At 48.6% G+C, this 26138-nt stretch carries 25 protein-coding genes; 13 read left to right on the top strand and 12 right to left on the bottom strand.

The window, feature by feature from the left end:
* The first annotated feature begins 236 nt into the window (after positions 1 to 236).
* The gene (locus tag VPR01S_RS07935) at positions 237 to 1430 is read left to right on the top strand and encodes an acetate/propionate family kinase (RefSeq protein ID WP_021704794.1); all 1194 of its coding nucleotides are present in this window, start codon (positions 237 to 239) and stop codon (positions 1428 to 1430) included.
* 673 nt (positions 1431 to 2103) lie between these two features.
* Here VPR01S_RS07935 and VPR01S_RS07930 read toward each other — a convergent pair.
* Complete coding sequence (locus VPR01S_RS07930; protein ID WP_021704792.1) at positions 2104 to 3495, bottom strand: TolB-like translocation protein; 1392 nt, start codon at positions 3493 to 3495, stop codon at positions 2104 to 2106.
* A gap of 667 nt (positions 3496 to 4162) precedes the next feature.
* Between VPR01S_RS07930 and VPR01S_RS07925 the strand changes: the two genes are divergently transcribed.
* Both VPR01S_RS07925 and VPR01S_RS07920 read left to right on the top strand, forming a co-directional pair.
* Complete coding sequence (locus VPR01S_RS07925) at positions 4163 to 4666, top strand: sensor protein (RefSeq protein ID WP_245580781.1); 504 nt, start codon at positions 4163 to 4165, stop codon at positions 4664 to 4666.
* 24 nt (positions 4667 to 4690) lie between these two features.
* Positions 4691 to 4927, top strand: a complete 237-nt coding sequence (locus VPR01S_RS07920; protein ID WP_021704790.1) for a hypothetical protein — start codon at positions 4691 to 4693, stop codon at positions 4925 to 4927.
* A 52-nt stretch (positions 4928 to 4979) separates the two neighbouring features.
* On the opposite strand, the gene VPR01S_RS07915 is transcribed toward VPR01S_RS07920, so the two are convergent.
* Positions 4980 to 5813 carry a hypothetical protein gene (locus VPR01S_RS07915; protein WP_021704789.1) on the bottom strand — a complete coding sequence of 278 codons (834 nt, stop codon included), beginning with the start codon at positions 5811 to 5813 and terminating at the stop codon, positions 4980 to 4982.
* A 350-nt stretch (positions 5814 to 6163) separates the two neighbouring features.
* On the opposite strand from VPR01S_RS07915, the gene VPR01S_RS07910 reads away from it, so the two are divergent.
* Positions 6164 to 6535 carry a zf-TFIIB domain-containing protein gene (locus VPR01S_RS07910; RefSeq protein WP_021704788.1) on the top strand — a complete coding sequence of 124 codons (372 nt, stop codon included), beginning with the start codon at positions 6164 to 6166 and terminating at the stop codon, positions 6533 to 6535.
* A 127-nt stretch (positions 6536 to 6662) separates the two neighbouring features.
* Here the strand turns inward: VPR01S_RS07910 and alr are convergent, their stop codons facing one another.
* Complete coding sequence (gene alr, locus VPR01S_RS07905) at positions 6663 to 7889, bottom strand: alanine racemase (protein WP_021704787.1); 1227 nt, start codon at positions 7887 to 7889, stop codon at positions 6663 to 6665.
* Between the two features lie 102 nt (positions 7890 to 7991).
* Entirely contained in the window at positions 7992 to 9623 is a 1632-nt protein-coding gene (locus VPR01S_RS07900) for a methyl-accepting chemotaxis protein (protein ID WP_021704786.1), read from the bottom strand.
* Positions 9624 to 10174: 551 nt separating this feature from the next.
* Here VPR01S_RS07900 and VPR01S_RS07895 point away from each other — a divergent pair.
* From VPR01S_RS07895 to VPR01S_RS07875, 6 genes are all read left to right on the top strand, one after another.
* The gene (locus tag VPR01S_RS07895; protein WP_021704784.1) at positions 10175 to 10639 is read left to right on the top strand and encodes a (2Fe-2S)-binding protein; all 465 of its coding nucleotides are present in this window, start codon (positions 10175 to 10177) and stop codon (positions 10637 to 10639) included.
* Positions 10640 to 10656: 17 nt separating this feature from the next.
* Positions 10657 to 12846 (top strand): xanthine dehydrogenase family protein molybdopterin-binding subunit, encoded by a 2190-nt coding sequence (locus VPR01S_RS07890; RefSeq protein WP_021704783.1) that lies wholly within the window; start codon positions 10657 to 10659, stop codon positions 12844 to 12846.
* 59 nt (positions 12847 to 12905) lie between these two features.
* A complete protein-coding gene (locus VPR01S_RS07885) occupies positions 12906 to 13934 on the top strand; it encodes an XdhC family protein (RefSeq protein ID WP_021704782.1) in 1029 nt (342 codons plus the stop codon).
* Positions 13935 to 13940: 6 nt separating this feature from the next.
* Positions 13941 to 14558, top strand: coding sequence for a nucleotidyltransferase family protein (locus tag VPR01S_RS07880; protein ID WP_040902428.1), 618 nt, complete (start codon positions 13941 to 13943; stop codon positions 14556 to 14558).
* Between the two features lie 33 nt (positions 14559 to 14591).
* Entirely contained in the window at positions 14592 to 14768 is a 177-nt protein-coding gene (locus tag VPR01S_RS22615) for a hypothetical protein (RefSeq protein WP_156008692.1), read from the top strand.
* A gap of 128 nt (positions 14769 to 14896) precedes the next feature.
* Positions 14897 to 15313, top strand: coding sequence for a PaaI family thioesterase (locus VPR01S_RS07875; RefSeq protein WP_021704780.1), 417 nt, complete (start codon positions 14897 to 14899; stop codon positions 15311 to 15313).
* Positions 15314 to 15342: 29 nt separating this feature from the next.
* Here the strand turns inward: VPR01S_RS07875 and VPR01S_RS07870 are convergent, their stop codons facing one another.
* A complete protein-coding gene (locus tag VPR01S_RS07870; protein ID WP_021704779.1) occupies positions 15343 to 15828 on the bottom strand; it encodes a peptide-methionine (S)-S-oxide reductase in 486 nt (161 codons plus the stop codon).
* Between the two features lie 193 nt (positions 15829 to 16021).
* On the opposite strand from VPR01S_RS07870, the gene VPR01S_RS07865 reads away from it, so the two are divergent.
* The gene (locus tag VPR01S_RS07865; RefSeq protein WP_021704778.1) at positions 16022 to 16633 is read left to right on the top strand and encodes a DJ-1/PfpI family protein; all 612 of its coding nucleotides are present in this window, start codon (positions 16022 to 16024) and stop codon (positions 16631 to 16633) included.
* A gap of 76 nt (positions 16634 to 16709) precedes the next feature.
* Here the strand turns inward: VPR01S_RS07865 and VPR01S_RS07860 are convergent, their stop codons facing one another.
* Positions 16710 to 17360, bottom strand: coding sequence for a Qnr family pentapeptide repeat protein (locus tag VPR01S_RS07860; RefSeq protein ID WP_021704777.1), 651 nt, complete (start codon positions 17358 to 17360; stop codon positions 16710 to 16712).
* A gap of 385 nt (positions 17361 to 17745) precedes the next feature.
* On the opposite strand from VPR01S_RS07860, the gene thpR reads away from it, so the two are divergent.
* Positions 17746 to 18270: an RNA 2',3'-cyclic phosphodiesterase gene (gene thpR / locus VPR01S_RS07855; RefSeq protein WP_021704776.1), complete on the top strand. Its 525-nt coding sequence runs from the start codon at positions 17746 to 17748 to the stop codon at positions 18268 to 18270.
* An 11-nt stretch (positions 18271 to 18281) separates the two neighbouring features.
* Here the strand turns inward: thpR and VPR01S_RS07850 are convergent, their stop codons facing one another.
* From VPR01S_RS07850 to VPR01S_RS07825, 6 genes are all read right to left on the bottom strand, one after another.
* A complete protein-coding gene (locus VPR01S_RS07850) occupies positions 18282 to 19442 on the bottom strand; it encodes an amidohydrolase (protein WP_021704775.1) in 1161 nt (386 codons plus the stop codon).
* A 72-nt stretch (positions 19443 to 19514) separates the two neighbouring features.
* The gene (locus tag VPR01S_RS07845) at positions 19515 to 20438 is read right to left on the bottom strand and encodes a hydroxymethylglutaryl-CoA lyase (protein ID WP_021704774.1); all 924 of its coding nucleotides are present in this window, start codon (positions 20436 to 20438) and stop codon (positions 19515 to 19517) included.
* Between the two features lies 1 nt (position 20439).
* Positions 20440 to 21261, bottom strand: a complete 822-nt coding sequence (locus tag VPR01S_RS07840; RefSeq protein ID WP_021704773.1) for an enoyl-CoA hydratase-related protein — start codon at positions 21259 to 21261, stop codon at positions 20440 to 20442.
* A gap of 10 nt (positions 21262 to 21271) precedes the next feature.
* Positions 21272 to 22876: a carboxyl transferase domain-containing protein gene (locus VPR01S_RS07835; protein ID WP_021704772.1), complete on the bottom strand. Its 1605-nt coding sequence runs from the start codon at positions 22874 to 22876 to the stop codon at positions 21272 to 21274.
* A gap of 40 nt (positions 22877 to 22916) precedes the next feature.
* Positions 22917 to 24086: an isovaleryl-CoA dehydrogenase gene (locus VPR01S_RS07830; RefSeq protein ID WP_021704771.1), complete on the bottom strand. Its 1170-nt coding sequence runs from the start codon at positions 24084 to 24086 to the stop codon at positions 22917 to 22919.
* Between the two features lie 113 nt (positions 24087 to 24199).
* On the bottom strand, positions 24200 to 24577 hold the full coding sequence (locus VPR01S_RS07825) for a MerR family transcriptional regulator (protein ID WP_021704770.1): 378 nt from the start codon (positions 24575 to 24577) through the stop codon (positions 24200 to 24202).
* Positions 24578 to 24865: 288 nt separating this feature from the next.
* Between VPR01S_RS07825 and VPR01S_RS07820 the strand changes: the two genes are divergently transcribed.
* The gene (locus VPR01S_RS07820) at positions 24866 to 26089 is read left to right on the top strand and encodes an acetyl-CoA C-acyltransferase (protein WP_021704769.1); all 1224 of its coding nucleotides are present in this window, start codon (positions 24866 to 24868) and stop codon (positions 26087 to 26089) included.
* The last annotated feature ends 49 nt before the right edge of the window (positions 26090 to 26138 follow it).

Below are 26138 nucleotides of genomic sequence, written 5' to 3'. Positions count from 1 at the left end.
GTAACGATACGTTTTTTGTTGCCACTCCGGGCATACCGTTCGGGCATTCGTTGTGATCACCGATATATTTCATTGGATAAAAAAAATCGCTGCTTGCTGTAGATCAAGAAAATTTCGTTTGAGAGAAAATAAAAATTAAAACAAAGTTGAAAGATTCAAAAATTATTGAATAATGGATCAATACAAACAAGAAGTGAAACACTTCGACCCTCAGTCTGAAACAGGATACATAATTCATGTCTAATAAGTTCGTGCTGGTCATCAACTCTGGTAGCTCTTCGCTGAAATTCGCAGTGATCGATTCTCAAACCGGTGACGCCATCATCAGTGGGCTTGGCGAATGCTTTGGTCTGCCAGAAGCGGTGATTAGTTGGAAATACGACGGTGACAAAACCGAAGAGGCGATTACCGCCCCTGACAATCACCACCAGCACGCCATTAACCGAATCGTTGACCTGATGGACACATTAGGGTTCAGCAAAGATATAGTTGCCGTTGGTCACCGTATCGTTCATGGCGGGGAAAAATTCACTTCGACTGTTCGTATTGATGATAAGGTGCTGGCTGAAATTAAGAGCCTGTCTGATCTTGCTCCGCTCCACAACCCGGCAGGTGCGAAGGGTATCCAGGCGTCGATGCAGGCGTTCCCTGAGCTGCCTCAATTCGCAGTGTTCGATACCGCATTCCACCAAACTATGCCTCGCAAGGCGTTCACTGGTGCAATTGCGCATGAACTGTATGAACAGTATGGGATCCGCCGATACGGTTTCCACGGCACTAGCCATTATTACGTCAGCCGTGAAGCGGCTAAAATGTTGGGCAAGAAGGCTGAGGAATCGAACTTTATTTCTGTCCACTTGGGTAATGGCGCCTCGGTATGTGCTATACGCGATGGCCAGTCTGTTGACACGTCGATGGGCTTTACGCCGCTGGCTGGCTTGATGATGGGGACTCGCTCTGGTGACCTGGATCCTGGGATCATCGAATTTCTGATGAAGAAAGGCTGGAGTCAGGAGCAGGTGTTTGAAGCGCTGAATAAAAAGTCAGGTTTCCTCGGGGTGTCGGGCCTGACGTCTGATGCACGTGGGATTCTAGAAGCGATGGAGCAGGGACATGAGGGCGCGAAACTGGCGTTCGAAGTCTTCACGTATCGTGTTGCTAAATACATTGGTTCATACCTGATTCCGCTCGACAGCCTGGACGCTATCATCTTTACGGGCGGTATCGGTGAGAACTCGTTGCCAATTCGCCGCGAAATTCTCAACAACCTCAAACTATTGGGCTTTGTGGAAGATGAGAAGGGCAACGAAGAGGCACGCTTTGGCAGCGCTGGCATTATTGCTCAATCCGAGCTGCTGGGCGCTGTGGCGATGGTTATCCCAACCAACGAAGAGTACGTTATCGCCCGACAATCAGTTGAACTGCTGTAGTAGTTATTGAAATCATATGTTTGAAAGCGAGCTTAGTGCTCGCTTTTTTTCGTCTTAAATGCTCTGCATTGAACACTGCAGACAGGTGTGCATGTTAGTTTCATCTGAATGGTGACGACTAAGGGGACCATTTTTGTATTATAACAATTTGGCTAAATGACGTGGCCTCTTTATTGCGTACAAAACAACACATGTTTTACCGCCATCAAAACTCTCCTTTCAAACATTTCCACATTCCGGTTTTTTATCAAGAAGCTGTTTGAGTCAAGCGTTTAGGATAAAGCTATGGTAGTCACTGAGTCACCTTCGAAAATGTAAATAGCTTTCGACAGTGCTTCATCACTGACTGAAATCGGCCGGAGTTTTTCAGCAACAATCTCATGCAGATAACGATAGTAATCAATTCGATAGTGGACTTCTAATGAAATAGATATCCGACTTGTGTCCATTTCTTAGTTTGTGTAGTTGGGCATAATACATTACAAATCATGAAAGTTACAATATTAAACAGTTGCACGTATATGTTATTCTTGAGAAGTTAGAACTCTATAATAATTAAGAGCCGCTAATAGCGACTCTTTTGGCCTTGAATTTATCAAGTTGCGCTAAGGCTAAAATAGCCGTAGTAGCAACAAACAATAATCTCATTCAATAGTACGTATCAAGCTCACCATCAAAATGGTAAATTGCTCCGAACATCTAAATTATCTAAGTAAGGCTTACATATCTCAGGAATAATAGGCTTTCCTAAAGTATATAAATGCTTAGTTCCACTCTCTCTTTGGTCTACTAAACCTGATGAAGATGCCCATAAGATGCCTTTACCATTACCGTATACGAGGGCGTCTGATGAAGTGACACTTTCTCCAGTAATTTGTGAAATACTTACGTGGAGTATTTTTTCATTGATGCGATCATAATAATATGCCTGAGGACCTTTAGGGCCATAACTCACAGCAGTGTTATATTCTTCACTTTTTGATAAGAAAGCGATGCTTTCACCATTGTTTGATATGGTTGGGCTCATAACACTATGAATAAGTTTGTCATCTGGTCCTTTTACATATTCAGAAATTCCTGTATCAATATTATATAATGATAGGTATGTACTTTCTGTAAATTCTATGTTTTTTTCAGGATTTTCTGGTTTTTTTGCCGGATATATCAGGAACTTTCCATCAGGGCTAATAGATGAATAAAAATTGCTAGGTTGATGGATAAAGTCTGTTTTGTTCGACTTTATTTTTATAGATTTATGTTTTATTCTATCATATAGGTATATGGCTATTTCTTTATTTTTATCATCATAAATATTATTGATGTCCATTTGCTCCGTTGATGTATACGTTAGATAACGTCCATCGTTAGAAATAACTCTTGATGGAGATAACCATATGTTTGCTAAATCTCCGTCTATATCAATGTTAATTACTCTAGAGGATTTGTTTTGTATGTCGGTTATTCCGACGACTTTTTCTTTATCGTTTTTTAACTTGTTTCCTGTGTCGCAAGTATATTCATAATACGAAAAGTTTTCATTAATAGGATAAATGTTGAAATGGGTTTGCTTATTTATACATTTTCCTTCCATTTCATCAGGGTATTTTGCATTCAGTAGTTTGTCTTCTAATCTGTCCCATATGACGCCGTTATAATCCCTCGAGTTTTCGGTATATGTAAAGCCAATGTATCTACCGTTAGAGGACATGGAAGGATTTATCATTTTGACATTGTAAGCTAAACTTGCTGGTTGTCCCAATCGTGTTGTTTGGTTTGTTTCTGTGTTCTTTAGGAAATATCCACCATCTAAACTATCATCCGCAAGTGGTATTCTAGGTAAGGTATTATGAAATAGTACGTACTTGCCACTATCTGTAATTGACATACTATGAGGCTTTATATAACTCCCCGAATTGCCAGATGGTACCATGTTTGAATTGGAGTTAATGATATATGGAGAAAATATATCCTCGTTTGTAATGTTAGATTTTTCAAGGTCAAAATCAGAAGCGTAGGTGTAAAACGTAAAAGTAGATAACATAATTATAGATAGTCGGTACGTCATTGGTTCTCTTCAAATCCTCTTTAGTAAACTATTTATCTATATGGCGACACTTTCTACTTTTTATTAAAAATATTGAAAATTTATTTACCAATAGGGGGATAGTAACAAGTGAATTTTGTTGAAGTTAATCCACACTACATGACATATTTTATAAATGAATAAAGTATAAACAACTAGATAAGTCGCTGACTTTCTCTATTGTACAATACAAAAGTATCGGTTTAGGATTGAGAGTCCCCTCTTAAAATGGAGAAGCTTGAACGAAAAAACCTCACAAAAAATAAATAATTTATCTCTATATTAGAGAGTTAATGGCTCAATTTACGTCTCATATCCTGTTAGTTATTGATACTATTCTCCTATAATTAACGTGGCGCGGTTTTGTTGAAGATAACATAATCGGTCAACGGCTCGAGAGTCTGTGATTGTGAGCTACTGCAATTCATCCAGAAACGCGTTCAAAGGCGAGCAAAGAGGCTCGCTGTTTTGATCTTGTTACCATCGTTTTGAAAAGCATAAGAGCATGATAAACATCTAACTATTAATATACTTGTGTTGTTGCATATAGAGTGAGGTGGCACAATGGTGGCCGGTTGTGAGCATCTTGGATCAAAAGTGATAACCTGCGTTTTGAAAGCAAATCGTTGCGCTGACCAGTTGTATATGAGTGAACACAGTAGAGGCATTTGAGGTGATTCAACGCTTTTTGTTACTTTCCTTCCTTTTACTAAGTGGTTGTACTGCAACCTCGATTCCATATTCAGCCCAGTTAGTTCAAAGTGATGAATTAGCAGCAAAGATCATCGAACAGGTGGTTATGGAACAGCCGTTAAAATATCGGCCAGAAGGCGTTGTGATTACTAAAGACTATTTAGGGTTAGCAGACGGAATTGAGGTTAAGGGTCACTCACTAAGCAGTGGTGTTGTGAATTCACAATTAGTGTTCTCGTCGATAAACCTTAAAACACTGGATGTCTCGACACGTTACTACTTCAACTCATTATCCCGTTTAGAGCTTTACAGCAAACGTGACTGGTACATAGTACAGTTGAAAAATGATGAACATCATATCGTAAAACGTTTCTATACTCGGCGCTTGGATAAAGCCGAGCGTTTAATTGATTCTATCAACCACATGATGGCGTCTGCGAAAGCATTTGGCACACAGTGATAACGCTAGTTTTTGGGAGAATATATGGCATTTTCAGATTCAGAACGACAAGCGCTGTTAGCGGTAAAAGGAGTGGGGCCGACGGTAGTCAAACGATTCGAGGAGATCGGTATTGATTCACTGTCAGAGCTTGCCACTTATCGCGCAGACGAGATTGCTGACAGAGTGGCTTCGATGTTGAGAACGACGTGTTGGAAAAATAGCCCGCAAGCTAAATCTGCGATTGAAGCGGCCATCGCGCGGGCAAAAGAGTCGGTATGAAGCGTCAGCCTGAAACAAAAAAGCGAACCTGACGGTTCGCTTTTTTGTTCACTTAACTATCAGAGCTAACACAGTCTTTCGGTTGGTATGTTTTCGATGTGATAAAGGTTTTGTTCAGATTAAACCAGACGTATCTGATCGATGCGCCAGTATCCAGGATGCTTGACAGGCTTGAGCAAACATTAGATTTCAGTAATTCAGAATCAATATCCAACCAATCATCTTTAGCGAATGTATCTAAATAGGTAAATTGAATCTCTAACGTATTATTCAGGACGGTCGCTTTGTCCAGACGTTGCGCATCATCGACCTGAACAGGTGCTTGTTCGTTCATCTTCTTCGCCACAGCCAAGATAAAACCAGGCTTGATCAGTTGCTTAAAAGCTGGTTGATGCTTCTTAAGTATTTGTTGGAATATCTCGGATTTTGCCTCAGTCATTTTGATGAGCTTTTCTTTACCACCTGACAGGCTATGAAACTTGTCAAGACAGACTAAAAGGTCATCGGTGACACCCGGGGTAAGGACGTTCGTTGATAAGAATTCAAAGATATTTGGGTCAGTCAGCATCTTTTGACAAGAGTCAGAGCGCTTAATATCAACCATTTTTGTCATTTCATCCCGAGTCACAACCTCTTGGTAACGCGCTATGAGTGCAGTCTCTAATTCTTCAGTAAACACGTTTTCTTTTACAAACGTTTCCATAGAAGACTGAGAGACTGAATACTGCTCAGATAATACACGGGCGACAAGGTCTTGAACCTTTGGAGAAAAGTCCATTTTGACGAATTCTACGTAGGGATCCTGAGGCTGTTTTGCCAATGCACTGGCGCTGATAAATAACAAGCTCACCCCAAATAGGATTTTGTTAATCCAGTTGAGATTCATTCATATACCTTTTAATTTTTTTGGGGGGATGATTTTTCGTAAATACTAATAGATAGGTGGTTTATTTTCAAAATAATCAATAGTTTCTTATGAGTAGATGTGACGTTTATCAAGTATCCACACACTAATCAAATTGTAATAAGTATCTGATTATTCGGTTGTTAATGTTGTTAAGTAGTTATTTGGATGGCATCATAATAATGATATTCTTCATTAAATGATTAATTTGTTATTTATACGCCGTACAAAGAAAAACAATGAGTATAATGCCTTATGTTCAGTGGTGATACACAGTTCTGACGCTGCTTGCTTTACTCAATTAAATATAACTGGATCAACAAGGAATAAATATGAAGTGTCCAAAATGTCATTCTGATTTCGAACAGCTGCAAACCCCGTTGGGTGATGTGGAACGTTGTACTGAGTGCAAGGGGTTGTGGATTGACGCTTATGAAGTCGAAGCAATGAAACCTCTGGCAGAGGTAATTGATTCGGGGGATGAAGAAGTGGGTAAAGCCTTTAACGCCATAGACCGTATCAATTGCCCAGTGTGCCCGAACAATCAGTTATTGCGCCTGGTGGATCCAAAGCAGCCGCATATTTGGTTTGAAAGTTGCCCGACGTGTAAAGGACGTTTTTACGATGCGGGTGAGTTTAAAGACTTAGCCACGTTAGATTTATCGGACTTTTTTAAAAAATTTGGGTTAGTCGAACGCGTTTAGCCTGATTAAGCTTGCAGGTCGAAGTTGGGTATTCACCAAATTCAGCACAAGATTCAATCTGAACCTGCAACAGCGTAATAAACATAAAGCGAGCCAAAAGGCTCGCTTTGTTTTATCTGCCCAACACTTATTTTACGTAGATTCTTGGGTTGGCATTGCCCCAAATGGTGTAAAGCTCCGGGAAGATAACTTCGGCGCTATTTTCCATTTCTGCGGCAGAGATGGTTTGGCCTTTCGAGCTGCCAAACAGTACGACTTCACTACCAGGCTTGACTCCTTTGATGTTGGAAACATCGACCATGGTGGTGTTCATTGAGGCCACACCGGCGACTTGCGCGCGCTGACCATTGATGATGACTTCCGCTTTGTTGCCCATTTTGCGAGGGTAGCCATCAGAGTAGCCGACCGGGATATTAGCCATCAGGCTCTCTTGAGTGGTGGTAAAGCTGCTGTCATAGCCAACGGTGCTGTTTTCTGGCAGGTGATGCAGAGACGCCACACGAGTTTTGAACGACACAATCGAAGGGTATTCCAGATTGGTCGGCAGGTCGCCGTACAGAACGCCACCCGGGCGCACCATATCCAGCTGTGCTTCTGGTACATTTAACGCTGTGTACGAGTTTGCGACGTGCAGCAAAATGTCATCGCGTTGAAGGGGAGAGTGCTCAATCAGCCACGCAGAACTCTCTTTAAACGACGCCAGTTTCCGTCTTACATCATCGGCGTCATAGTTCGGGAAGTGGGTCATGATACCAACAATGCGTATGCCTGTAGAGCTGGCGATTTTTTGAGCTTCTTGCTTGCCGTCTTCGGTGGTCATGTCAACGCCATTACGGCCCATACCGCCATCGTTGAGTGACAGGTGAACTTTGATTGTTTGACCTGAGGTCTTAGCCAGTTTGGTCAGCGCGTTGGCTTGCGCCGCGCTGCCGATCAGCTCTTCGACATTGAGATGAAGAGCGTCTTTGATTTCTCCAAGGCTGGCTGAGCGCACACGCATCAATTGGCCTTCGAAGCCACTGTCGCGCACTGCTTTTGCTTCTGCATTGCTGGCGATAGCCACACACGGGATCTGCTGTTCAATAATCGTTGGCATCAGGCCTTGAATGCCATTGCCGTAAGCGTCTGCTTTCATCACAGCACAAATTTTTGTATGGCTGTTCATGTGAGACTTAAATTGCTCAATATTCTCACGAAACTGCCCGAGGTTAATCTCCAGCCAGGCGTTCGTTGCCTGAATGTCTTCTTGTTGAATATCCGCACTGACTAGGTGTTGTGGGGCGCTGTTCGCAGGCATGGCGATAAGTGTTGCGGTGGCAATTGAGAATGAGAGCAAAGTTTTTTTAAAGCGCATAAAGTCTCCATACGCAGGTGTATTGGTTTTCTTGAATGGGTATCTATATTGAGCGGAATCGCTCTGGGTTGATGCTCCGGCCAGGCCGGAGCATCGAAAGTGTTATTTGAGCTTGAAGCGGCCCATCACTTCCTGAAGTGAGACAGAGAGCTGGCTTAGTTCGCGGCAAGCCTGGGCGGTTTGCTGTGAGCCTTGTGACACTTCTTGCGAAGCGAAGTGAATGTTTTCGATACTGCGGCTTAACTCGTCGGCAACGGAATCTTGTTGATTACATGCGGTTGCGATCTGGCTGCCCATATCTGAAATGTCGGAAATGGAACGTTCGATTTCACCCATCAACTGCTTAGACTGAACGCCTTGCTGCGCGCATTCGGTGATGCTGCTGCGTGAGAGTTCAGTGGCCGATTTGGCTTCTTTTGCCAGTGATTGCAACTGCTCAATGATGGTCGTAATTTCACTGGTGGAATGCTGCGTGCGGCCCGCTAACGTTCTGACTTCGTCGGCAACCACAGCAAAGCCGCGGCCAGAGTCACCTGCTCGTGCTGCTTCAATCGCTGCGTTGAGCGCCAATAGGTTGGTTTGATCGGCGATATCACGGATAACGTCAACGATGACGTTGATCTTACTCGATTGCAGTTCAAGTTCCGTCACGGTGTCACCGGCATTACCAATTACGTTGGCGACGTCTTCGATGGTATCCACCATATGCTGAGTCACCTGAACACCGTGTTGGGTGCGCTGGTTAGCTTCGCTCGCCTGGTTGGCGGATTCTTCCGTATTACGGGCAACGTCTTCTACCGCGGCTTTCATTTCTGTCATGGCTGTGGCGATGTGCGTGATTTGCAGTTGCTGATCTTTCATCCCCGACGCGGAAATATCGGAAATTTGTGTCATTTCCTCAACGGCACTGCTCAGTTGCGTAACCGCGGCGATCACATTGTCGATTACCTGACGTAAATCGTCCTGCATTTTACTGGTGGCGTCAGCCAGTTCGCCCAGTTCGTCGTTGCCGATGGCCTGACGGTTAATGTCATTGGACAGATCGCCGGTAGCAATGGAGTTTGCCTGCTCGACCACCAGTTTTAATGGCCCACAGATCAGACGGGTCAACAGGTATGTCATTGCGACCATGATCAGCAGAATCACCACATTGCTGATGATGGATGAAGAACTCAGATCATTGATAGACTTGAGGATATTATTCCGGTTGTTGTCCATCGCCTGTTTCAGGATCTTGATCAACTTACCGAGTTCAGCATCAACCGCTTCAAAAGCAGGCAAAGAAGAGGCAAGGATAGGTTGTGCTTTGCTTTTGTCGTTGGCCAACATTGTATCGTTGTATCGGTCCATGGTGCTCAGGTACGTCTCTAGGTAGCGCATGACCTGTTGATAGGTCTGTTGCTCTTCACCAGGCCAGACAGTTTGACCGTATGACTCTAATTCACGTGCAATTTCCTGACGTTTACGAAGGTTACGAGAGATTTGATTGCGTATTTTCTCTGGATCATCAAATGTGTACACCACAAATTGCGAACGTCGCCAGCGGGAAAGATCGTCTCTGATGGCGTCGACACGTTCAACGGCTGGTAACGTGTCGTCGGTGTAGTTAAGCAGCTCAACTTTGATGCTTTTGAGTTCCGAAGATAAAAATACGCCGAAAACGATATTAATAAGTGCAATGATCAGGAATGAAAAAGAAATCTTTTTCGCTATCGAAAGATTCTTGATAAACATATGTTTGATATACCTTGATTTATTATTTTGTAGCCAAAGTAAACCATGTCCGTATATGTGATATTGATCCATATTTTTACTGCAAGTTGTGCAAGGTATCACTTATTGATTCATTTTTCGATAACCATATACGCTTTAAATGAAAATAAATTTTGTCAATAATTTCAGTAAGGTATGTGTTCAGTGTTTTTGACGCAGCCATTATTCTGACGTTGATGACAAATTTGAATGTATTTCGTTCTTTATACGTATAAAAATCTCGCTCCACGCGCATCTAGGGGTGCTGTGTTTATAAATCCTCAATTTATTTAATGACAACGCCATCGCCGCCAGAATGCTTGCTAATTGGTCGTTCTGCCACGTTTTTTGGTTTTCTGGAACATTAGGCAAACAATTTGGATTTTCTGTCTAACACATCATCCGCGTACTTCTATAATTTTCTCTATAGCTAGTGATGAGCAATAAAACTATCTATACAACGTGCGGCAATCTCCATCACCTGAGCGGGATATCGCACGCCAATTCAATATAAAGAGAGCAGGAGAAGCTCCATGTCAGTTACTTTGAATGTGAACGGTGTCGATAGAGAAATCGACGCATCGCCAGACACGCCCATTCTATGGGCTGTTCGTGATCATCTTGATATGACCGGGACCAAATTCGGCTGCGGTATGGCGCAGTGCGGCGCTTGCACTGTGCACTTGAATGGTCAGCCGATTCGTTCCTGTGTGACGCCAATTCAGGCTGCTGTTGGTCAGAAGATCACCACCATAGAAGGCGTGGAAAGTCGTGCCGCAAAAGTGGTGCAACAAGCCTGGGATGAACTGCAGGTACCGCAGTGTGGTTACTGTCAGTCGGGGCAAATTATGTCTGCGGTTGCTCTGCTGGAGAGCAACCCGAATCCGACAGACTCCGACATTGATGCTGCCATGTCGGGCAATATCTGTCGTTGTGCAACTTACGTGCGTATTCGCCAGGCGATTAAAGACGCAGCAACGCAACTCAAAGCCGTTTGATAAGGGAGTGAACAATCATGCGTAGAATGTCCTTTTCATCAGCGGTGGATGAGGTTGTACCCGGCCGCCGTAAATTTCTAAAATTGATGGGTGGTGTCGGTGCGGGGTTAACATTGGGGTTCTCTTTACCTTTGTCACTCAATGCTCGCGCGGATGAGGCCGCGAAGGCGCCGTTTGAACCCAATGCGTTTGTGCGTATCGGGACAGACAACAAAGTTACCGTGATGATCAAACACGTTGAAATGGGTCAGGGTACTTATACCGGCCTGACGACTTTGGTCGCAGAAGAGCTGGATGCGAGTTGGGATCAGATGGTGGCCGAAGGTGCGCCAGCCGATGCCAAACGTTACAACAATACGCTTTGGGGCCCGATGCAAGGCACCGGCGGCAGTACTGCCATCGCCAACTCATACATGCAAATGCGTACCGCTGGCGCGGTTGCGAAAGCTATGTTAGTCGCCGCCGCGGCGAAGCGCTGGGGTGTGCCTGCATCTGAAATACAGGTGAAAGCGGGTGTTGTTACTCATGGCAGCAACAAGGCTCAGTTTGGTGAACTGGCTGAGGATGCGGCAGCTCAGCCCATGCCGGATGAAGCCAGTGTGATGCTAAAAACGCCCGAGCAATTCGTATTTATTGGTAAACAGAAAGTCAGCCGCAAAGATATCGGCAAAAATGACGGAACGGCGATTTTCACACAGGACATTAAGTTCCCCGGGATGTTAACTGCCATGATTCTGCATGCACCAAAATTCGGTGCCAAGCTGAAAACGCTGGATTCGACGGCGGCAAAAGCGTCTCCGGGTGTGGTGGATGTTCTGACCATTCCCACAGGCGTAGCGGTGCTGGCCAAAGACTACTGGAGTGCAAAAAAAGGCCGCGACTTGCTGCAAGTTAGCTGGGATGAGAGCGGCGCGTTCACTAAGAGCTCAGCGCAAATCATGACCGAGTATAAAACGCTGTCGAAGGAGAACGGCATTGTGGCTCGAAATGATGGCGATGCGGCGGGTGCATTGGCGCAGGCTGAGACCGTTATTGATACGACCTATGAGTTTCCTTTCCTATCGCATTCTCCTATGGAGCCGATGAACTGCGTTGCTCAAGTCACGGATCAGGGATGCGAAATCTGGAATGGCGAACAGTTCCAGACGGTTGATCAGATGAACATTGCGAAAGTGCTGGGTATCAAACCAGAGCAAGTCACATTGCATATGTTGTTAGCGGGCGGCAGCTTTGGCCGTCGAGCGAATCCGCATTCCGATTATCTGATTGAAACGGTTGAGATTGCCAAGCAGAAGAAGGGCATTCCGGTGAAGATGGTGTGGAGCCGGGAAGACGATACCCAGGTTGGCTACTACCGTCCGGCGTACGTGCATCGCGTCCAGGCGGGTCTGGATGCTGAAGGCAACATCACGGCCTGGCATCAGCATATTGTCGGCCAATCGATTCTGGCCAATACCGCCTTTGAATCGTTTATGGTCAAAGACGGAATTGATGCGACGTCAGTGGAAGGGGCATCCAACAATCCATACGCGATTCCTAATCTGAAGCTTGAACTTACCACGGTTAAAGAAGGCCCAACCGTGCAATGGTGGCGCTCAGTGGGGAGTACCCATACAGCATTTGCTGTCGAAACTATGATTGATGAGCTGGCGGTTAAAGCGGGTAAAGACCCGGTTGAAATGCGCATGAAATTACTGGACAAACATCCTCGCTGGCAGGGTGTGCTCAAACTGGCCGCCGAGAAAGCAGGATGGGGTAAGAGCCTGCCAGAAGGGACGGGCATGGGCGTCGCCGTACATGAATCGTTCAGTACGTTTGTAGCACAGGTGGCGCAGGTGTCTGTGAAAAATGGTCAGATTTCCGTCGATAAGGTGGTGTGTGCGGTTGATTGCGGTGTGGCCGTCAACCCGGATGTGATCGCCGCGCAAATGGAAGGCGGGATCGGTTTTGGTCTGTCTCCAACCTTGATCAGTGAGATTACTCTGGGTGAAGGTGGAGTGGTGGAACAGTCGAACTTCCACAATTATCAGGTACTACGAATGAACCAGATGCCGGAAGTTGAGGTGCATATTGTGCCTTCTGCTGAAGCTCCGACGGGTGTCGGTGAGCCGGGTGTGCCGCCAATCGCACCAGCGGTGGCAAATGCCGTGGCAGCGATCACCGGGCAACGCCTGAATGTACTGCCGCTGAAACTGGCGTCGGCGTAAGCTGTTTCTGATTTGAGTTTAGTTTGACTCTTTCAGCACAATGACTACAGGTGAAAACGATGTCCAATCATTTGTTGTATTTGCTGACCCAATGGCTTCGTCTTAAAGACGAAGCCAACTGGGTTCTGGGCACGGTGTACAAAACCGAAGGTCCGGCTTATCGTAAATCTGGCGCCATGATGCTGTTCAGTGACGCCGGACACCAATTGGGAATGCTCAGTGGAGGGTGCCTTGAATCTGATATTCACCTACACGCACGTAAGGTGATGCTTAATCAGGCGCCCGTCACACTGACCTACGACGGCAGCGACGAAGACGATCTTGCCTTTCAGTTAGGCATTGGTTGTGGCGGCACGGTTCATATTCTGTTGCAGCCCCTGACGGCCGAAAATGGTTATCTTGATTTGCCTTTGGTGCTGGTGGCACTGCAGCAGCACCACAAAGGCCATTACTTTCAAAAGGTGTCGAGAAAAGACGTGGCTGCGCGTTTTATGACTGAAGCGATGCCGGAGGAACATCAACGTACGGGAGCCACATTAATCGAGCAAGAAGACGGCGTCTGGCTGTGTACGCCGATAGATGCCCCGCTGCATGTCTTGCTCGTTGGTGGTGGCATAGATGCCAGGCCCGTCGCGCAGATGGCCCATCTGCTTGGGTGGCAGGTTACATTGTGGGATCCCAGACCAGCCAACGGACGGATGGAGTACTTTCCCCATCTTGCCCATCGGCTCAGCGGCCAGGCCAGTGAATTGCCAGCTCATTGCCGTGATCATAATGTGCAGGCGGCGATACTAATGAGTCACAACGTGAGCTTGGACGCTGAGGCGCTGGCCGCGATGGCGGGGGTCCCCCTCAAATATCTGGCGTTACTCGGCCCAACCAACCGACGTGACAAAGTGATGAGCCTAGCAGGTATTTTGCACGATGAGTTATCGGCTACGCTATCTGGCCCTGCCGGATTAGATATCGGCGCTGAGCTGCCAGAAACCATCGCACTGTCTATTCTGGCGGAATGTCAGGCCGCGACGACTCGTGCGACAGGGCGCTCTCTCAGTGATGTCCTGCCTTTGTTTCGGGCGGCATCCTGAATGGGAATGGTCGACAGGAAAGTGGCTGTGGTGGTGATGGCTGCGGGGGAAAGTAAACGCTTTGGTGGCTGCAAACCACTGCATCCGTTAGATGGTAGCCACACATTCTTATCGCAGGTTGTGACACAGGCATTGGGCAGCCAAATCGGGCCGGTGTTTGTCGTCACCGGCCGTTGGCATGATGCCATTGAACAGGCTCAGAAAGCGGGTCAACTGGACTCGGTGCCACTGCTTTACTGCCAAGATTGGTCTAAGGGATTAGGGCGATCCATTGCCTACGCCACACAGGTAATGTCGTCGGACTTTGACGCCATGTTGATTTTACTTGCTGACCAGATTGCTCTGCGAGCAGAGGACTTACAGCGTCTGGTGGAAAGTGAATCAACAGACCAGATCGTATGCGCTTTCTATCACGAAAAACGAGGTGTCCCCGCTTTGTTTCCGGCCAGCAGTTTCGCTCAGTTGCAGCGACTCGATGGTGAGCACGGTGCCCGGCAGTTACTGCGTCGTGGTGATACCCGTGTGCGGGAAGTGCCGATAGAGCGGGCAGCGTTTGATATCGATACGCGTGAGGCGTTGAACGATTGGCAGCGACGGATGCAAGCCTGCCAAACTGACGGTTAAACACTGGCGAATAAATCAGTTGTGTAATCACGTGTGTCAATCAATTCAAAGAACGATGTCCAGTTCAGCCATCACAAGGCCATAGCCTCCAGCCATCAGACCAGTAATGTGGCCGTCGTCTGTATGGAGTTCAACGGTTATAAGACTGGTGAGGCTGGCTGGTATGCAAGCTCGATTTTGCTCAAACCAAACGTTACCGAGCGTTGTTAACCTGGTTAAAGCAGCAACTGGTTAAGGCTTCCTGAAAGACATCGTGGCTGCAAACAAAGATTCCGTCATCCTCTTTTGATGTAATTGGCATATGCTAATAATTAAATTGTGTCATGGTGGGATTTTGTATGAGTAACATTTTAGCATCGCATGGTGGTTGCGCAGTGTGTGCAGACCCGGTGAGCAACCCGCATTCATTGGGTGTTCGGTACGAGTATGGCGCTGAGCGGGGTGTTCAGGCGAGATTTACCGTGGCACCACATCATCAGGGGTACAACGGAATTTTGCATGGTGGCATTGTCAGCGCATTGTTGGATGGTGCGATGACGCATTGCATACTGCACCGTGACATATCAGCATTAACAGCACAACTGGATGTGCGCTTTCACCGACCAATCACACTGGGAGAGCAGGTCATTGTCACCGCACAATGTGAGTCCGAGCGGCGCGGCATGTATACGATGAGCGCCGAGTTGAGAGTCGGCGGGGAGTTACGCGCCAGTGCGAAAGGGAAGTTTCTACGGTGTGACTTGGCGCGGCTATAACCATTGTGGCGGTGTGTTGACCAGAGTGGCTATGATGCGGTTTTATACTTGTGCAGTAAATTCCACGGAATGTGGCAAAGTGCATGATCTTCCGGATGACGTGTCAGTCGGTGTTGGTGCTCTGTATCGCTTTTGACGTAGTTCTTCAGTGGCAAGACCTCCACGGCAATGCGTTCGGCATCGCAACGCGAGCTTAAGTAGGCGGTCGCCAATCGTAAATGCTCCGCATGGTTGCTGTAGATGCCTGTTCGGTATTTGGTACCGACATCTTGCCCCTGTTTATTGACGCTGTATGGGTCAATAATTTCAAACAAGTGCTCAATCAACTGCTCGATTGAGATCAGGGTGGGATCGAACTCTAACCGCACGCATTCGGCGTAACCGTCGTAGTTACCCTGGGTCGTATTTGAGGCGCCGTTGGCTCGGCCTGCTTCGGTTGATATCACGCCAGGAACGTATTTGATAAATTCCTGAACGCCCCAAAGGCACCCGCCAGCCAGGTATATTTCTTCCATATCAGTGAGTTATGTTAGTTCTGTATTTGTGTATTTCCACTGTAGCAGAAATCGCTTCTGAGATGAATGTGGGTTCGATTTCGCACAACATGCGTTGCCACGACGAATAAGCGCCTGTTCTGCGAGCGTTCGCACCGTTTGTTATACATTGATTATGATAATGTGCGCATATTGATAACCAAAGGAAGTGAGTATGTATCAACTATCCATTGTCGTATTCGACGACTTTACTGATGTCGATTTTTTCCTGATGCGGGATATTCTGGGTCGCAATAAGAAGGACTGGTGTGTAAAAGTATTGGGGCTAAGCAGTGAACATACGTCTACTTTGGGAATGACGGTAAAAACCGATGGGCATGTATCCGAAGCGTGTGATTCAGATGTGGTGTTGTTTGTCAGTGGTTACAAAGGCGTTCCGGCTGTGCTGGAAAATCCTGAGTTTATGGTGTCACTGACGTTAAACCCTGACAAACAACTTATTGGGTCGATTTGTGCGGGCTCGTTCATTCTTCATCAACTGGGTTTGCTGGATGGAGCCCCTCTTACGACGCACCCGGATGCTAAACATCGCTTGCTGGAAATGGGGGGAGATGTGCAAGACGAACCTTTGGTGATTGTCGGCAACATCGCGACGGCGGGTGGTTGTTTGTCGGCGCTTTACCTGACCGGGTGGGTGGCGGAGCGACTGTTTGACGCAGATAAACGCCGAGAGATTCAACGTCAGTTGATTCCGGCCGGTCAGGCTGAGATCTATGAAAACCTGATTCACGGCACGATTGACGCGGCGCTAAAGCAGGCGAAGTGAGGAGAGCATGAATCGGAATGGGAAGATACAGGCTGAGTTACCCCGTATCTCCCTATTCGCCGAATATATTGTGAGATTAGAGTACGATCAGCCCAAGCGGAGCGAGCAGTTGTGCCTGTTGCCAGTCACAAATTTTTACGCCATGAAGCGACACGCGACGGATATCCAACCCTTCGAGTTCGATATGAGTCAGGTCGCATTCCTCCAAATTAAAGCTTCCCCATTGCTCGGTACTGAATTCACCCCGGGACAAATCGGAACCTTTCAGATTTGCACCAGACAGGTTGGCGCCATTCCAGCGATTCTCAAACAGATCGCACTTTTCTAGTAACACCCGTTCGAAGTTGGTGTACGCCAGATTACATCCGGTGATGAATGCAGAACAAAAGAACATCGTATGGTTGATGCGGTTGGCAAAATTAGCTTGCTGAAAGTTAGCGCCTTTGAGATCGCATTTACGCAGTTCTATCCCCATACAGTCAGCACCATTGAAAAGACTCATTGCCAGCATACAGTTGGTGAAGCTCGCATCTTTTAACTTGGCGTAACGGAAGTCACAGCCCTCAATGGCTTGTGCTTCGATAAAACGACAATCGGTAAACGTGGTATCTCTAAGATCGGCGCGCCGAAAATTGCATTGATAAAATCGGCAGTTCGTAAAAGTGTGGCCCTGAAGATTTTGGCCAGAGAAGTCCTGTTTAAGAAACGTGAGATCGGTTTTAAGCATGTTGTCTCCTTTGTTGCGTGCAGACTAACATTGCAAGTGTTTGATTTTCTACAAAAATAACTTCTTTAAAAACAGAGATTTAAAAGTGGCTCAAATCGCCGTTTTAAGGCGTTAAATCACGCGTCTAAGGTGGGTGTTTTTCAAAAAGAGGACAAGGCGGTGTGAAAAAAAGTTTTGTTTAATATGGGGCCGGATGGGCGTTTTTTTCAGTTTGACGTTAGGCGGAGGAATACGTTGCTTAAATATGCTGAAAGTGAGAACAAGCAGGCGCCTAAACGTAATAAGGATATAGGGTCGTAAGCCCATAACATCGCTTCCTGACTCAGTTTGAGTATAATTTCCTTATAACTCGGGTATTTGCTGGCAGTGATTGAGGAGGAACGCCATGCGTTTGTTTTACGCTCTGACATTTGATACCGACACCAAAACACGCATCACGCATTATCAGAAACAGCTGGCCAGCCATGCTATCAAGGGGCGCCTGACACGCGAGTCAAACTACCACGTCACACTGGAGTTCATTGGTGAGGCCACGCCGACGGAAAAGAAAACACTGACAGAGGTACTTTATCAGTTGGACCAGTGCCCACAGAGCATTCGGGTGGATCATTTTGGCGCTTTTTCGGTGAAAGGGCGGCAGTTGGTGTGGTTAGGTGTCCAGCAACAAGCGGAGCTGATGGCACTGCAAAACCGGATGCGGGACAGGCTAAACGACATGGGGTTTTATGCAGAGCGGCGCCAGTACACGCCGCATATTACTTTAGGAAGAAACATGACGTTGCGTGATAAAGTACATTCACTCAAGGCCGAGATGGCTGAACTACCGGTTTACTCGTTGGCGTTGATGGAGAGCAAACGTGTAGGGGACGTTTTGGTTTATGAAGCCATTGAAGAAGTGTTGCCTGCCTAAACTGCACCGGTTTACAAGTCTTGGGTTAAACCGTGCTGACGTCGGATCAGGGCGACGAATAGGGATGCTGCTGTGTCCATAATGTCGTCTGGAAAGTCGTAATCCGGGTTATGCAGTTCCGGATGGTGTGTTCCGCTGCCGATGCAAAACATCGCGCCGCGCCATTTGAGCAGAAACTCAGCGAAGTCTTCTGACCAGCGCATCGGTTCATCGAGTTGATGAACGGAAAGTCCGAGCTGGTTTGCTTGTTCGACCAGCATTGAGACATGCTGTGCTGAGTTAACGGTTGCGTTAAACGGCTCATCCCACTCTACATGAATGTCCAACCCACTTTGTGCTCTGAACTCTTGTAGTGCCTCGGTCAGCAGCGTCTGCATCGCCTGAAACGTTTCATTGCATTCGCTGCGCATTGTCGCCATGACTTTCGCTTCTCCCGGAGAGACACCATACGCCGCTTCGCCCAGCTGTGCATGCACAATAGTCACCAAGCTGAAAGCGTCGGGAAAGCGTTGTGGCATTCCTTGCAGCAGTTGCATGATGTCCATCATCGTGTTGGTTGGGCTGATCCCATTTTCAGGCCTTGCCGCGTGTGAAGTTTTACCGGTGAGTGTGATAGATACACCAGTGGATGCGCAGGCAAAGGTGTCTGTCTTGACGACGATCTGGTGCAGCGGATAGCCAGGCAGATTGTGGTAAGCATAGGCGTTGTCGACGGTCAGGTCGCGCAGTGCCGGATGCGTCAGCATCGAAGCGGCGCCTGTGCCGATCTCTTCTGCTGGCTGAAACAGTAACACCACCTGACCGGACTTAGGAGGATGCTCGGCTAACTGCTGCGCGATTTTAAGCAAGGAGGTAGTGTGACCGTCATGACCACAAGCATGCATTACTCCATGGTTAGCCGAGACGTGATCATGTTGTGCCTGTTCTTCAATTGGCAGGGCATCAAAGTCTGCGCGGATCAAGGTGGTTTCGCCTTCGTCTTCACCTTCAATAATACAGAACAAACCGTGCCCGCCGATTTCGGTTACCGGCTTCAGGCCGAATGAACTGAGCACGCGCGCGATGGTTTGAGACGTGTTCACCTCTTCCAGCGACAACTCAGGGAAACGGTGCAGATTTTTGCGAAAAGCGACCGCATTAAAAACTGGTGCGTCGTTGGATGGCGTATCCATAGTTGATCCTTAGGCCTTGATACTGCTGACAGATTTTCATCATAACGGGCACGGGCAGCGAAATATGTGACCTCAGACCGGGTTTTGTTGCTGATGGCGCAGCGCCAGAGAGACTTTGGATGTAGGCTGTCGGTTCAATGCCCGGCTGATCATCCAACCGGCTTGCGCGACTGCCTGAAGATCGACACCGGTATCAATCTCAAGCCCCTGGCACAGGTACAATACGTCTTCTGTGGCGACATTGCCGGAAGCACCGGGCGCATAAGGGCAGCCTCCTAATCCAGCCACACTGCTGTCTATCGTCGAGATGCCCATGTTCAACGCCTGATAGATATTCGCCAATGCCTGACCCCAAGTGTCATGAAAGTGCACCGCCAGCTCGGTCGCTGGTACACAACGTCTTACTGCTTCCAGCATTTTGGCGATCCGATAAGGCGTGCCGGTGCCTATCGTGTCGCCAAGTGACACCTCATAGCAGCCGAGTTCGATCAGTGCTTTGGCAACCGACGCAACCTGATCGGGGTCGGTCGGGCCGTCATACGGACAGTCGGCGACACAGGATAAATAACCCCGCACCGCAATACCTTGGCGCTTTGCAGCTTCAATTACAGGTTCAAAACGTTGCAGACTCTCGCTTATCGAACAATGAATGTTGTGCTGGCAGAAACCTTCTGACGACGAGGTGAAAACAGCCACCTGAGAGGCGCCGCTTTGTACGGCTTGTTCGAACCCTCGCAGGTTGGGTGTCAGCGCTGAGTAGGTGATCCCCGGCTGGCGTTTGATCTGGCTAAACACCTGCGTGGAATCGGCCATTTGCGGCACTCGTTTCGGCGAGACAAATGCGCCAGCTTCTATGTGCGTCAGTCCGGTTAACGAGAGTTGATCAATCAGTTTAACTTTCATTTCCGTTGGGAGCTGCGCTTCATTTTGCAAACCATCCCGGGCGCCGACTTCAATTATCCGTACTGCGTTTGGTAGCAGGCTCTCTTCCGACATCTCATCTCTCCTTATTCCAGTATGGCCGCCGTTTGTCGAAGAAGGCGTTCAGGCCTTCTTGTCCTTCTGGTGAAACTCGAATTGCTGCGATCGCGTCGCTGGTGTGGTTAATCAAAGCCTGGTCGATAGGGTGATTTTCACAACGTTGACACAGTTGTTTAGCTGCCGAAACCGCTTGAGGGCTATTTGCCAGTATAGATTGGATGAGAAAATTCATTTGCAGATGCAGGGCATCGTGATCGGCTTCCACGCTGTGTAATAATCCCAGATCCAGAGCGGTAGTTGCACTGATGCGTTCGGCGGTTAACATAAATCGCCGCGCCTGACGAACCCCCATAGCTCGGCACACATACGGGCCGATTGTGGCCGGGATCAGTCCGAGCTTAACCTCACTTAAGCAAAACTGTGCATCTTGCTCGGCAATGGCGATGTCACAACAACAGATCAACCCCAAGGCACCACCGTAAGCGCTACCATGAACCACGGCGATAGTCGGGTGGGGGAAGGTATCGAGTTGGTGCATTAGGGCGGCCAACCGACCGGCATCTCTCAAGTTTTCGTGTTGGCTTTTGCCCGCCATGGATTTCATCCAGTGCAGATCGGCACCGGCTGAAAAGTGGGCGCCGTTCGCATTGAGTATCAGGCAACGCACGTCTGGAGCGGCTTTTAATGACGACAGACAGGTCAGTAGCGCTTCGATCATGTCTCCGTCAAACGCATTGTGTTTGCGGGTGCGATTCAGCGTGAGCTTAGCGATACCGCTGCTGTCAATGGTGCAGATAAGCTGTTCCGGGGTTGGGATTACCGTTTCCGAACGAGACATATTTCACTCCTTACATGCGGAAAATACCAAACTGACTGTCTGGAGTCGGGGCTCGTGATGCCGCTTTGAGCGCAAAACCGAGTGTGCGCCGGGTTTCTTTCGGGTCAATGATGCCATCGTCCCATAAGCGTGCACTGGCGTAATGGGGTAACCCCTGATTTTCGTACAGATCCAGCATGGATTGACGGTAGGTTTGTTCAGCGTCGCTGTCCCAGTTTTCACCACTGCGTTTCATTCGCTCGCGTTTCACCTGGGTCATAACCCCCGCTGCCTGTTCGCCACCCATCACCGAGATTCGGGCATTCGGCCACATCCAGATCAAGGTTGGATCGTAAGCCCGCCCACACATGCCATAGTTCCCTGCACCATAAGAACCACCGATAATCACGGTAAATTTAGGCACATCGGCGCAGGCCACCGCCATCACCAGCTTGGCGCCATGTTTGGCAATGCCTTCCGATTCCATTTTTTTGCCGACCATAAACCCGGTGATGTTTTGTAAAAACAGCAACGGAATTTTTCGCTTGGCACACAGTTCGATAAAATGTGCCCCTTTTTGTGCAGACTCGGAAAACAGAATTCCGTTATTGGCGACGATCCCAATCGGGTAACCATGTAGCCGGGCAAACCCACACACCAGTGTTGTGCCATATAAGGCTTTAAATTCATCAAAGTTAGAATCATCCACCAGGCGAGCAATGATTTCACGCACATCAAAAGAGAGACGTAAATTGGCGTTAACGATGCCGTACATGTCTTCCGCCGGGTAGCGTGGTGGTAACACTTCGTGAGCGGGAGAGGCTGTGGGGAGTTCGTTGCTGCTGATTACCGCTTGGCGCGCCAGCGTCAGTGCATGCTCTTCATTGAGCGCATAATAGTCGGCGACTCCCGATTTTTTGCAATGCACGTCAGCGCCACCCAGCTCCTCATCGGTTACGATTTCACCGGTAGCGGCTTTGACCAGAGGAGGTCCTGCAAGGAAGATGGTGCCTTGCTCTTTGACGATTATCGACACGTCAGCCATCGCAGGAATGTAGGCTCCGCCTGCAGTGCACAGGCCGAGGACCACGGAGATCTGAGGGATGCCCTGTGCGGACATGCGAGCCTGGTTAAAAAAGATCCGGCCAAAATGTTCTTTGTCTGGGAACACTTCGGCCTGATGCGGCAAGTTGGCACCACCTGAGTCGACCAGATACACACAAGGCAGGCGACAACGCTGCGCGATCTCCTGAGCACGAAGGTGCTTTTTGACGGTAAGTGGATAATACGTGCCACCTTTGACTGACGGATCGTTGGCAATCACCATGCACTCGATTCCCTCAATGGTGCCGATGCCGGCCACAACTCCGGCACAGGGCACAGATTCCTCGTAGACACGCCAGGCGGCAAACTGACCGATTTCCAGAAACTCACTGTCTTTGTCGAGCAAAGCCGCAATGCGCTCGCGTACCGGAAGTTTGCCTTTTTTGCGCTGATGTTCCAGCGCGGCAGGTCCGCCACCCTGACGGATGATTTCGATGTCTGAATACAGTTGTTCAACCAGTTCAGCCATGACTTTTTGGTTGGTGACAAACAGGTCGTCATGCAGCTTGGCTTTGGTTTGAATGATGGCCATGAATCGTCCTTTCCACTATGCCATTAAATGGGGTTATTCGTTACCGGGACTGCTCAAACAGTTCCCGGCCAATCAAAATTCGCCTGATCTCGGAAGTGCCGGCACCAATTTCATACAACTTGGCGTCTCGCAGCAGGCGTCCGGCGGCAAACTCGTTGATGTAACCGTTACCTCCCAGCAACTGAATCGCGTCGAGCGCCATTTGTGTGGCCAGTTCGGCGCTGTAGAGAATTGCACCAGCGGCGTCTTTACGAGTGACTTCGCCGCGATCACACGCGGCCGCCACGGTGTACACGTAAGCGCGCGCGGCGTTCATTCTGGTGTATATGTCGGCAACTTTTGCCTGCACCAACTGAAACTCGCCGATCGACTGACCGAACTGTTTCCGGTCATGGATGTAAGGCAGAACAAGATCGATGCAAGCTTGCATGATGCCAAGCGGGCCTGCCGCGAGCACCACCCGCTCGTAATCGAGACCGCTCATCAATACTTCTACACCCTGATTAACCTTACCGAGTACGTTCGCGTCTGGCACAAAGCAGCGATCAAACACCAGTTCGCAAGTGTTCGAGCCTCGCATGCCCAGTTTGTCGAGTTTCTGAGCATGACTGAATCCGGCAAAGCCCCGCTCGATAATAAATGCCGTAATACCTCGTGATTTTGCCTGGGGCTCGGTCTTGGCGTACACCACCAAAACATCAGCATCCGGGCCATTGGTGATCCACATTTTGTTGCCAGTTAGCCGATAGCCGCCTTCGGTGCGTTCCGCTTTAAGTTGCATGCTGACCACATCGGAGCCAGAGTTGGCTTCGCTCATCGCTAGTGCACCGACGTGCGTGCCGTCAACCAGTTTAGGCAGGTATTTGGCTTTTTGTTCGTCGTTACCGTTACGGAAAATCTGGTTGACGCACAGGTTGGAATGCGCGCCGTAACTGAGCGCGACAGAGGCCGAGGCTCGGCTGATTTCCTCCATTGCGACGACGTGAGCCAGATAACCCATTCCAGCACCGCCGTAGGTTTCACTGACGGTGACGCCGAGCAGCCCCATTTCACCCAATAATGGCCACAATGGGTTGGGGAACTGATTATCCTTGTCGATCTGAGCGGCGATGGGTGCAATGTGTTGCGCCGCGAATGCATTGACGTGTTCTCTGAGCAGGTCGATGGTTTCCCCAAGACCAAAGTTCAGCGGTTGGTAATCCACTTTCATAACGCCTCCTGAGAGCATCGGCGTATGGCCGGATGCTCTTGGGTTGTGCTTGTTGATGATTACTGGGCTGTATGAATCTTTAAAAGAACGGCTTCATGTTTTCCGGCGGAAGTTCAGCCCGATTCGGAACGGTTGAGCGCCTGATGACAGCGCTCCCTGGCAGCATTGAGTTCACTCATTACCACATTGATGTCATCCATCTGCCGTTGTAACGTCGCCTGTTTCTCATCGATGATGGACAGCATTTTCAGTAGCTGGGTGTCACATTGATTGGTGTCGTAAAGCTCAAACAATTCGCGGATTTCAGCCAGAGAAAACCCCAGCCGCTTGCCGCGAAGGATCAGTTTCAGGCGAATTTTGTCGCGCCGTTGATAGATCCTGATTTTGCCTTGACGGGTTGGGTGGATCAGGTCCATATCCTCATAGAAACGGATGCTTCTGGTCGTGATATCGAACTCTTTGGCCAGTTCACTGATTTTATACGTTTCCACCTGATCATGCCCTCCAGCTGTGTGGCGACGAAAATTTAAAACGTGTTCAAATCTGCTGACACTCATTCAGACAAGAGATTTAAATGTTGTCAGTCTGTTTCTTTACGTTTACGTAAATGTTAGTGCTATGCTTACGTAAACGTCAAGAAATCACAGTGTGGATTCATGGTCGCATGCGATTGCAGTCCAGGCTTGTATCGGCGAAATGCCGGTCTGTTGTATTGAGTGGTAAAGCCTGAGTAATGATCCCGGTGCTGTGAACCCAACGTTCGCCAATGAGGACGGGTCATGGAAAACACCATATGGATTGTGTCGGCAAAAAGGACGCCGATAGGGCGCTTTCAGGGAAAACTGAGCGCATTCTCATCACCGCAACTGGGGCAACATGCCATCAAAGCGGCGATGGATTCAATAACGTTACCTCCGGAAATGGTCAGTGAAGTGCTGATGGGCTGCGTATTGCCTGCCGGGTGTGGTCAGGCCCCTGCGCGCCAAGCCGCATTAGGGGCGGGTTTACCTCAATCGGTCGGTTGTACCACGCTGAATAAGGTCTGCGGCTCGGGCATGAAAGCGGTCATGCTGGCCCACGATTTGATTAGAGCGGGCTCAACCCACTGCGTGATAGCCGGCGGAATGGAAAGCATGACCAATGCGCCGTATTTGCTGAAAGAAGCGCGCGGCGGGATGCGCATGGGGCATAAAACCACCTACGATCATATGTTTCTCGATGGGCTGCAAGATGCTTATGAGGGAGAGCTGATGGGGGTTTACGCGCAGCAAATCGCTTATCGTCTCCACTTCACCAGAGAGCAGATGGATGAGTGGGCACTGAAATCGGCATCGCGTGCAATGGATGCGCAGCGTCAGCACCTGTTTGTGGACGAAATGGCGCCGGTTGATGTCAGTGATGCCAAGTCGGGCTCGCAAATTCTGCTCGATTATGACGAACATCCCCAATCGATTAAGCCTGAAAAAATACCCACGTTACGTCCGGCGTTCGCTGCCAACGGTACCATCACACCAGCCAATTCCAGCGCCATTGCGGACGGCGCGGCCGCGCTGGTGGTCATGGACGCGGAAACCGCCATGCATCACGGGCTGGAACCTTTAGCCATCATCAAAGGGCACGCGACCCATGCCCGCAAACCGGCTGAATTTACTCTGGCACCAGTGTACGCCATTGAACACTTGCTGTCCGAACTGGACTGGTCGGTGGATGAAGTGGATCTCTGGGAGATCAACGAAGCTTTTGCGGTCGTGGCGCAGATCGCGGTGCAACACCTGGCTCTGGACGAAGACAAAGTCAACGTCAAAGGCGGCGCATGTGCACTCGGCCATCCGATAGGCGCCAGTGGCGCCCGTATTCTGGTCTCTCTGATCCACAGTTTGCGTCAATTGCAGTCGCTGGGAACAGACGGCGACCCAACCAAGAAAAAAGTCATGCGTGGTGTGGCTTCGCTCTGCATTGGCGGCGGTGAAGCGACGGCAGTCGGCATAGAAATTCCCCTGTAAATGAAACGAGTACCGGCCACGTGGTACAGGTCGGCCAACATGGACGAAT

The organism is Vibrio proteolyticus NBRC 13287 (assembly GCF_000467125.1).
Classification (GTDB): domain Bacteria; phylum Pseudomonadota; class Gammaproteobacteria; order Enterobacterales; family Vibrionaceae; genus Vibrio; species Vibrio proteolyticus.
Note: the sequence above shows the minus strand (reverse complement) of the source record. Positions and strands in the feature narration are given on the sequence as shown.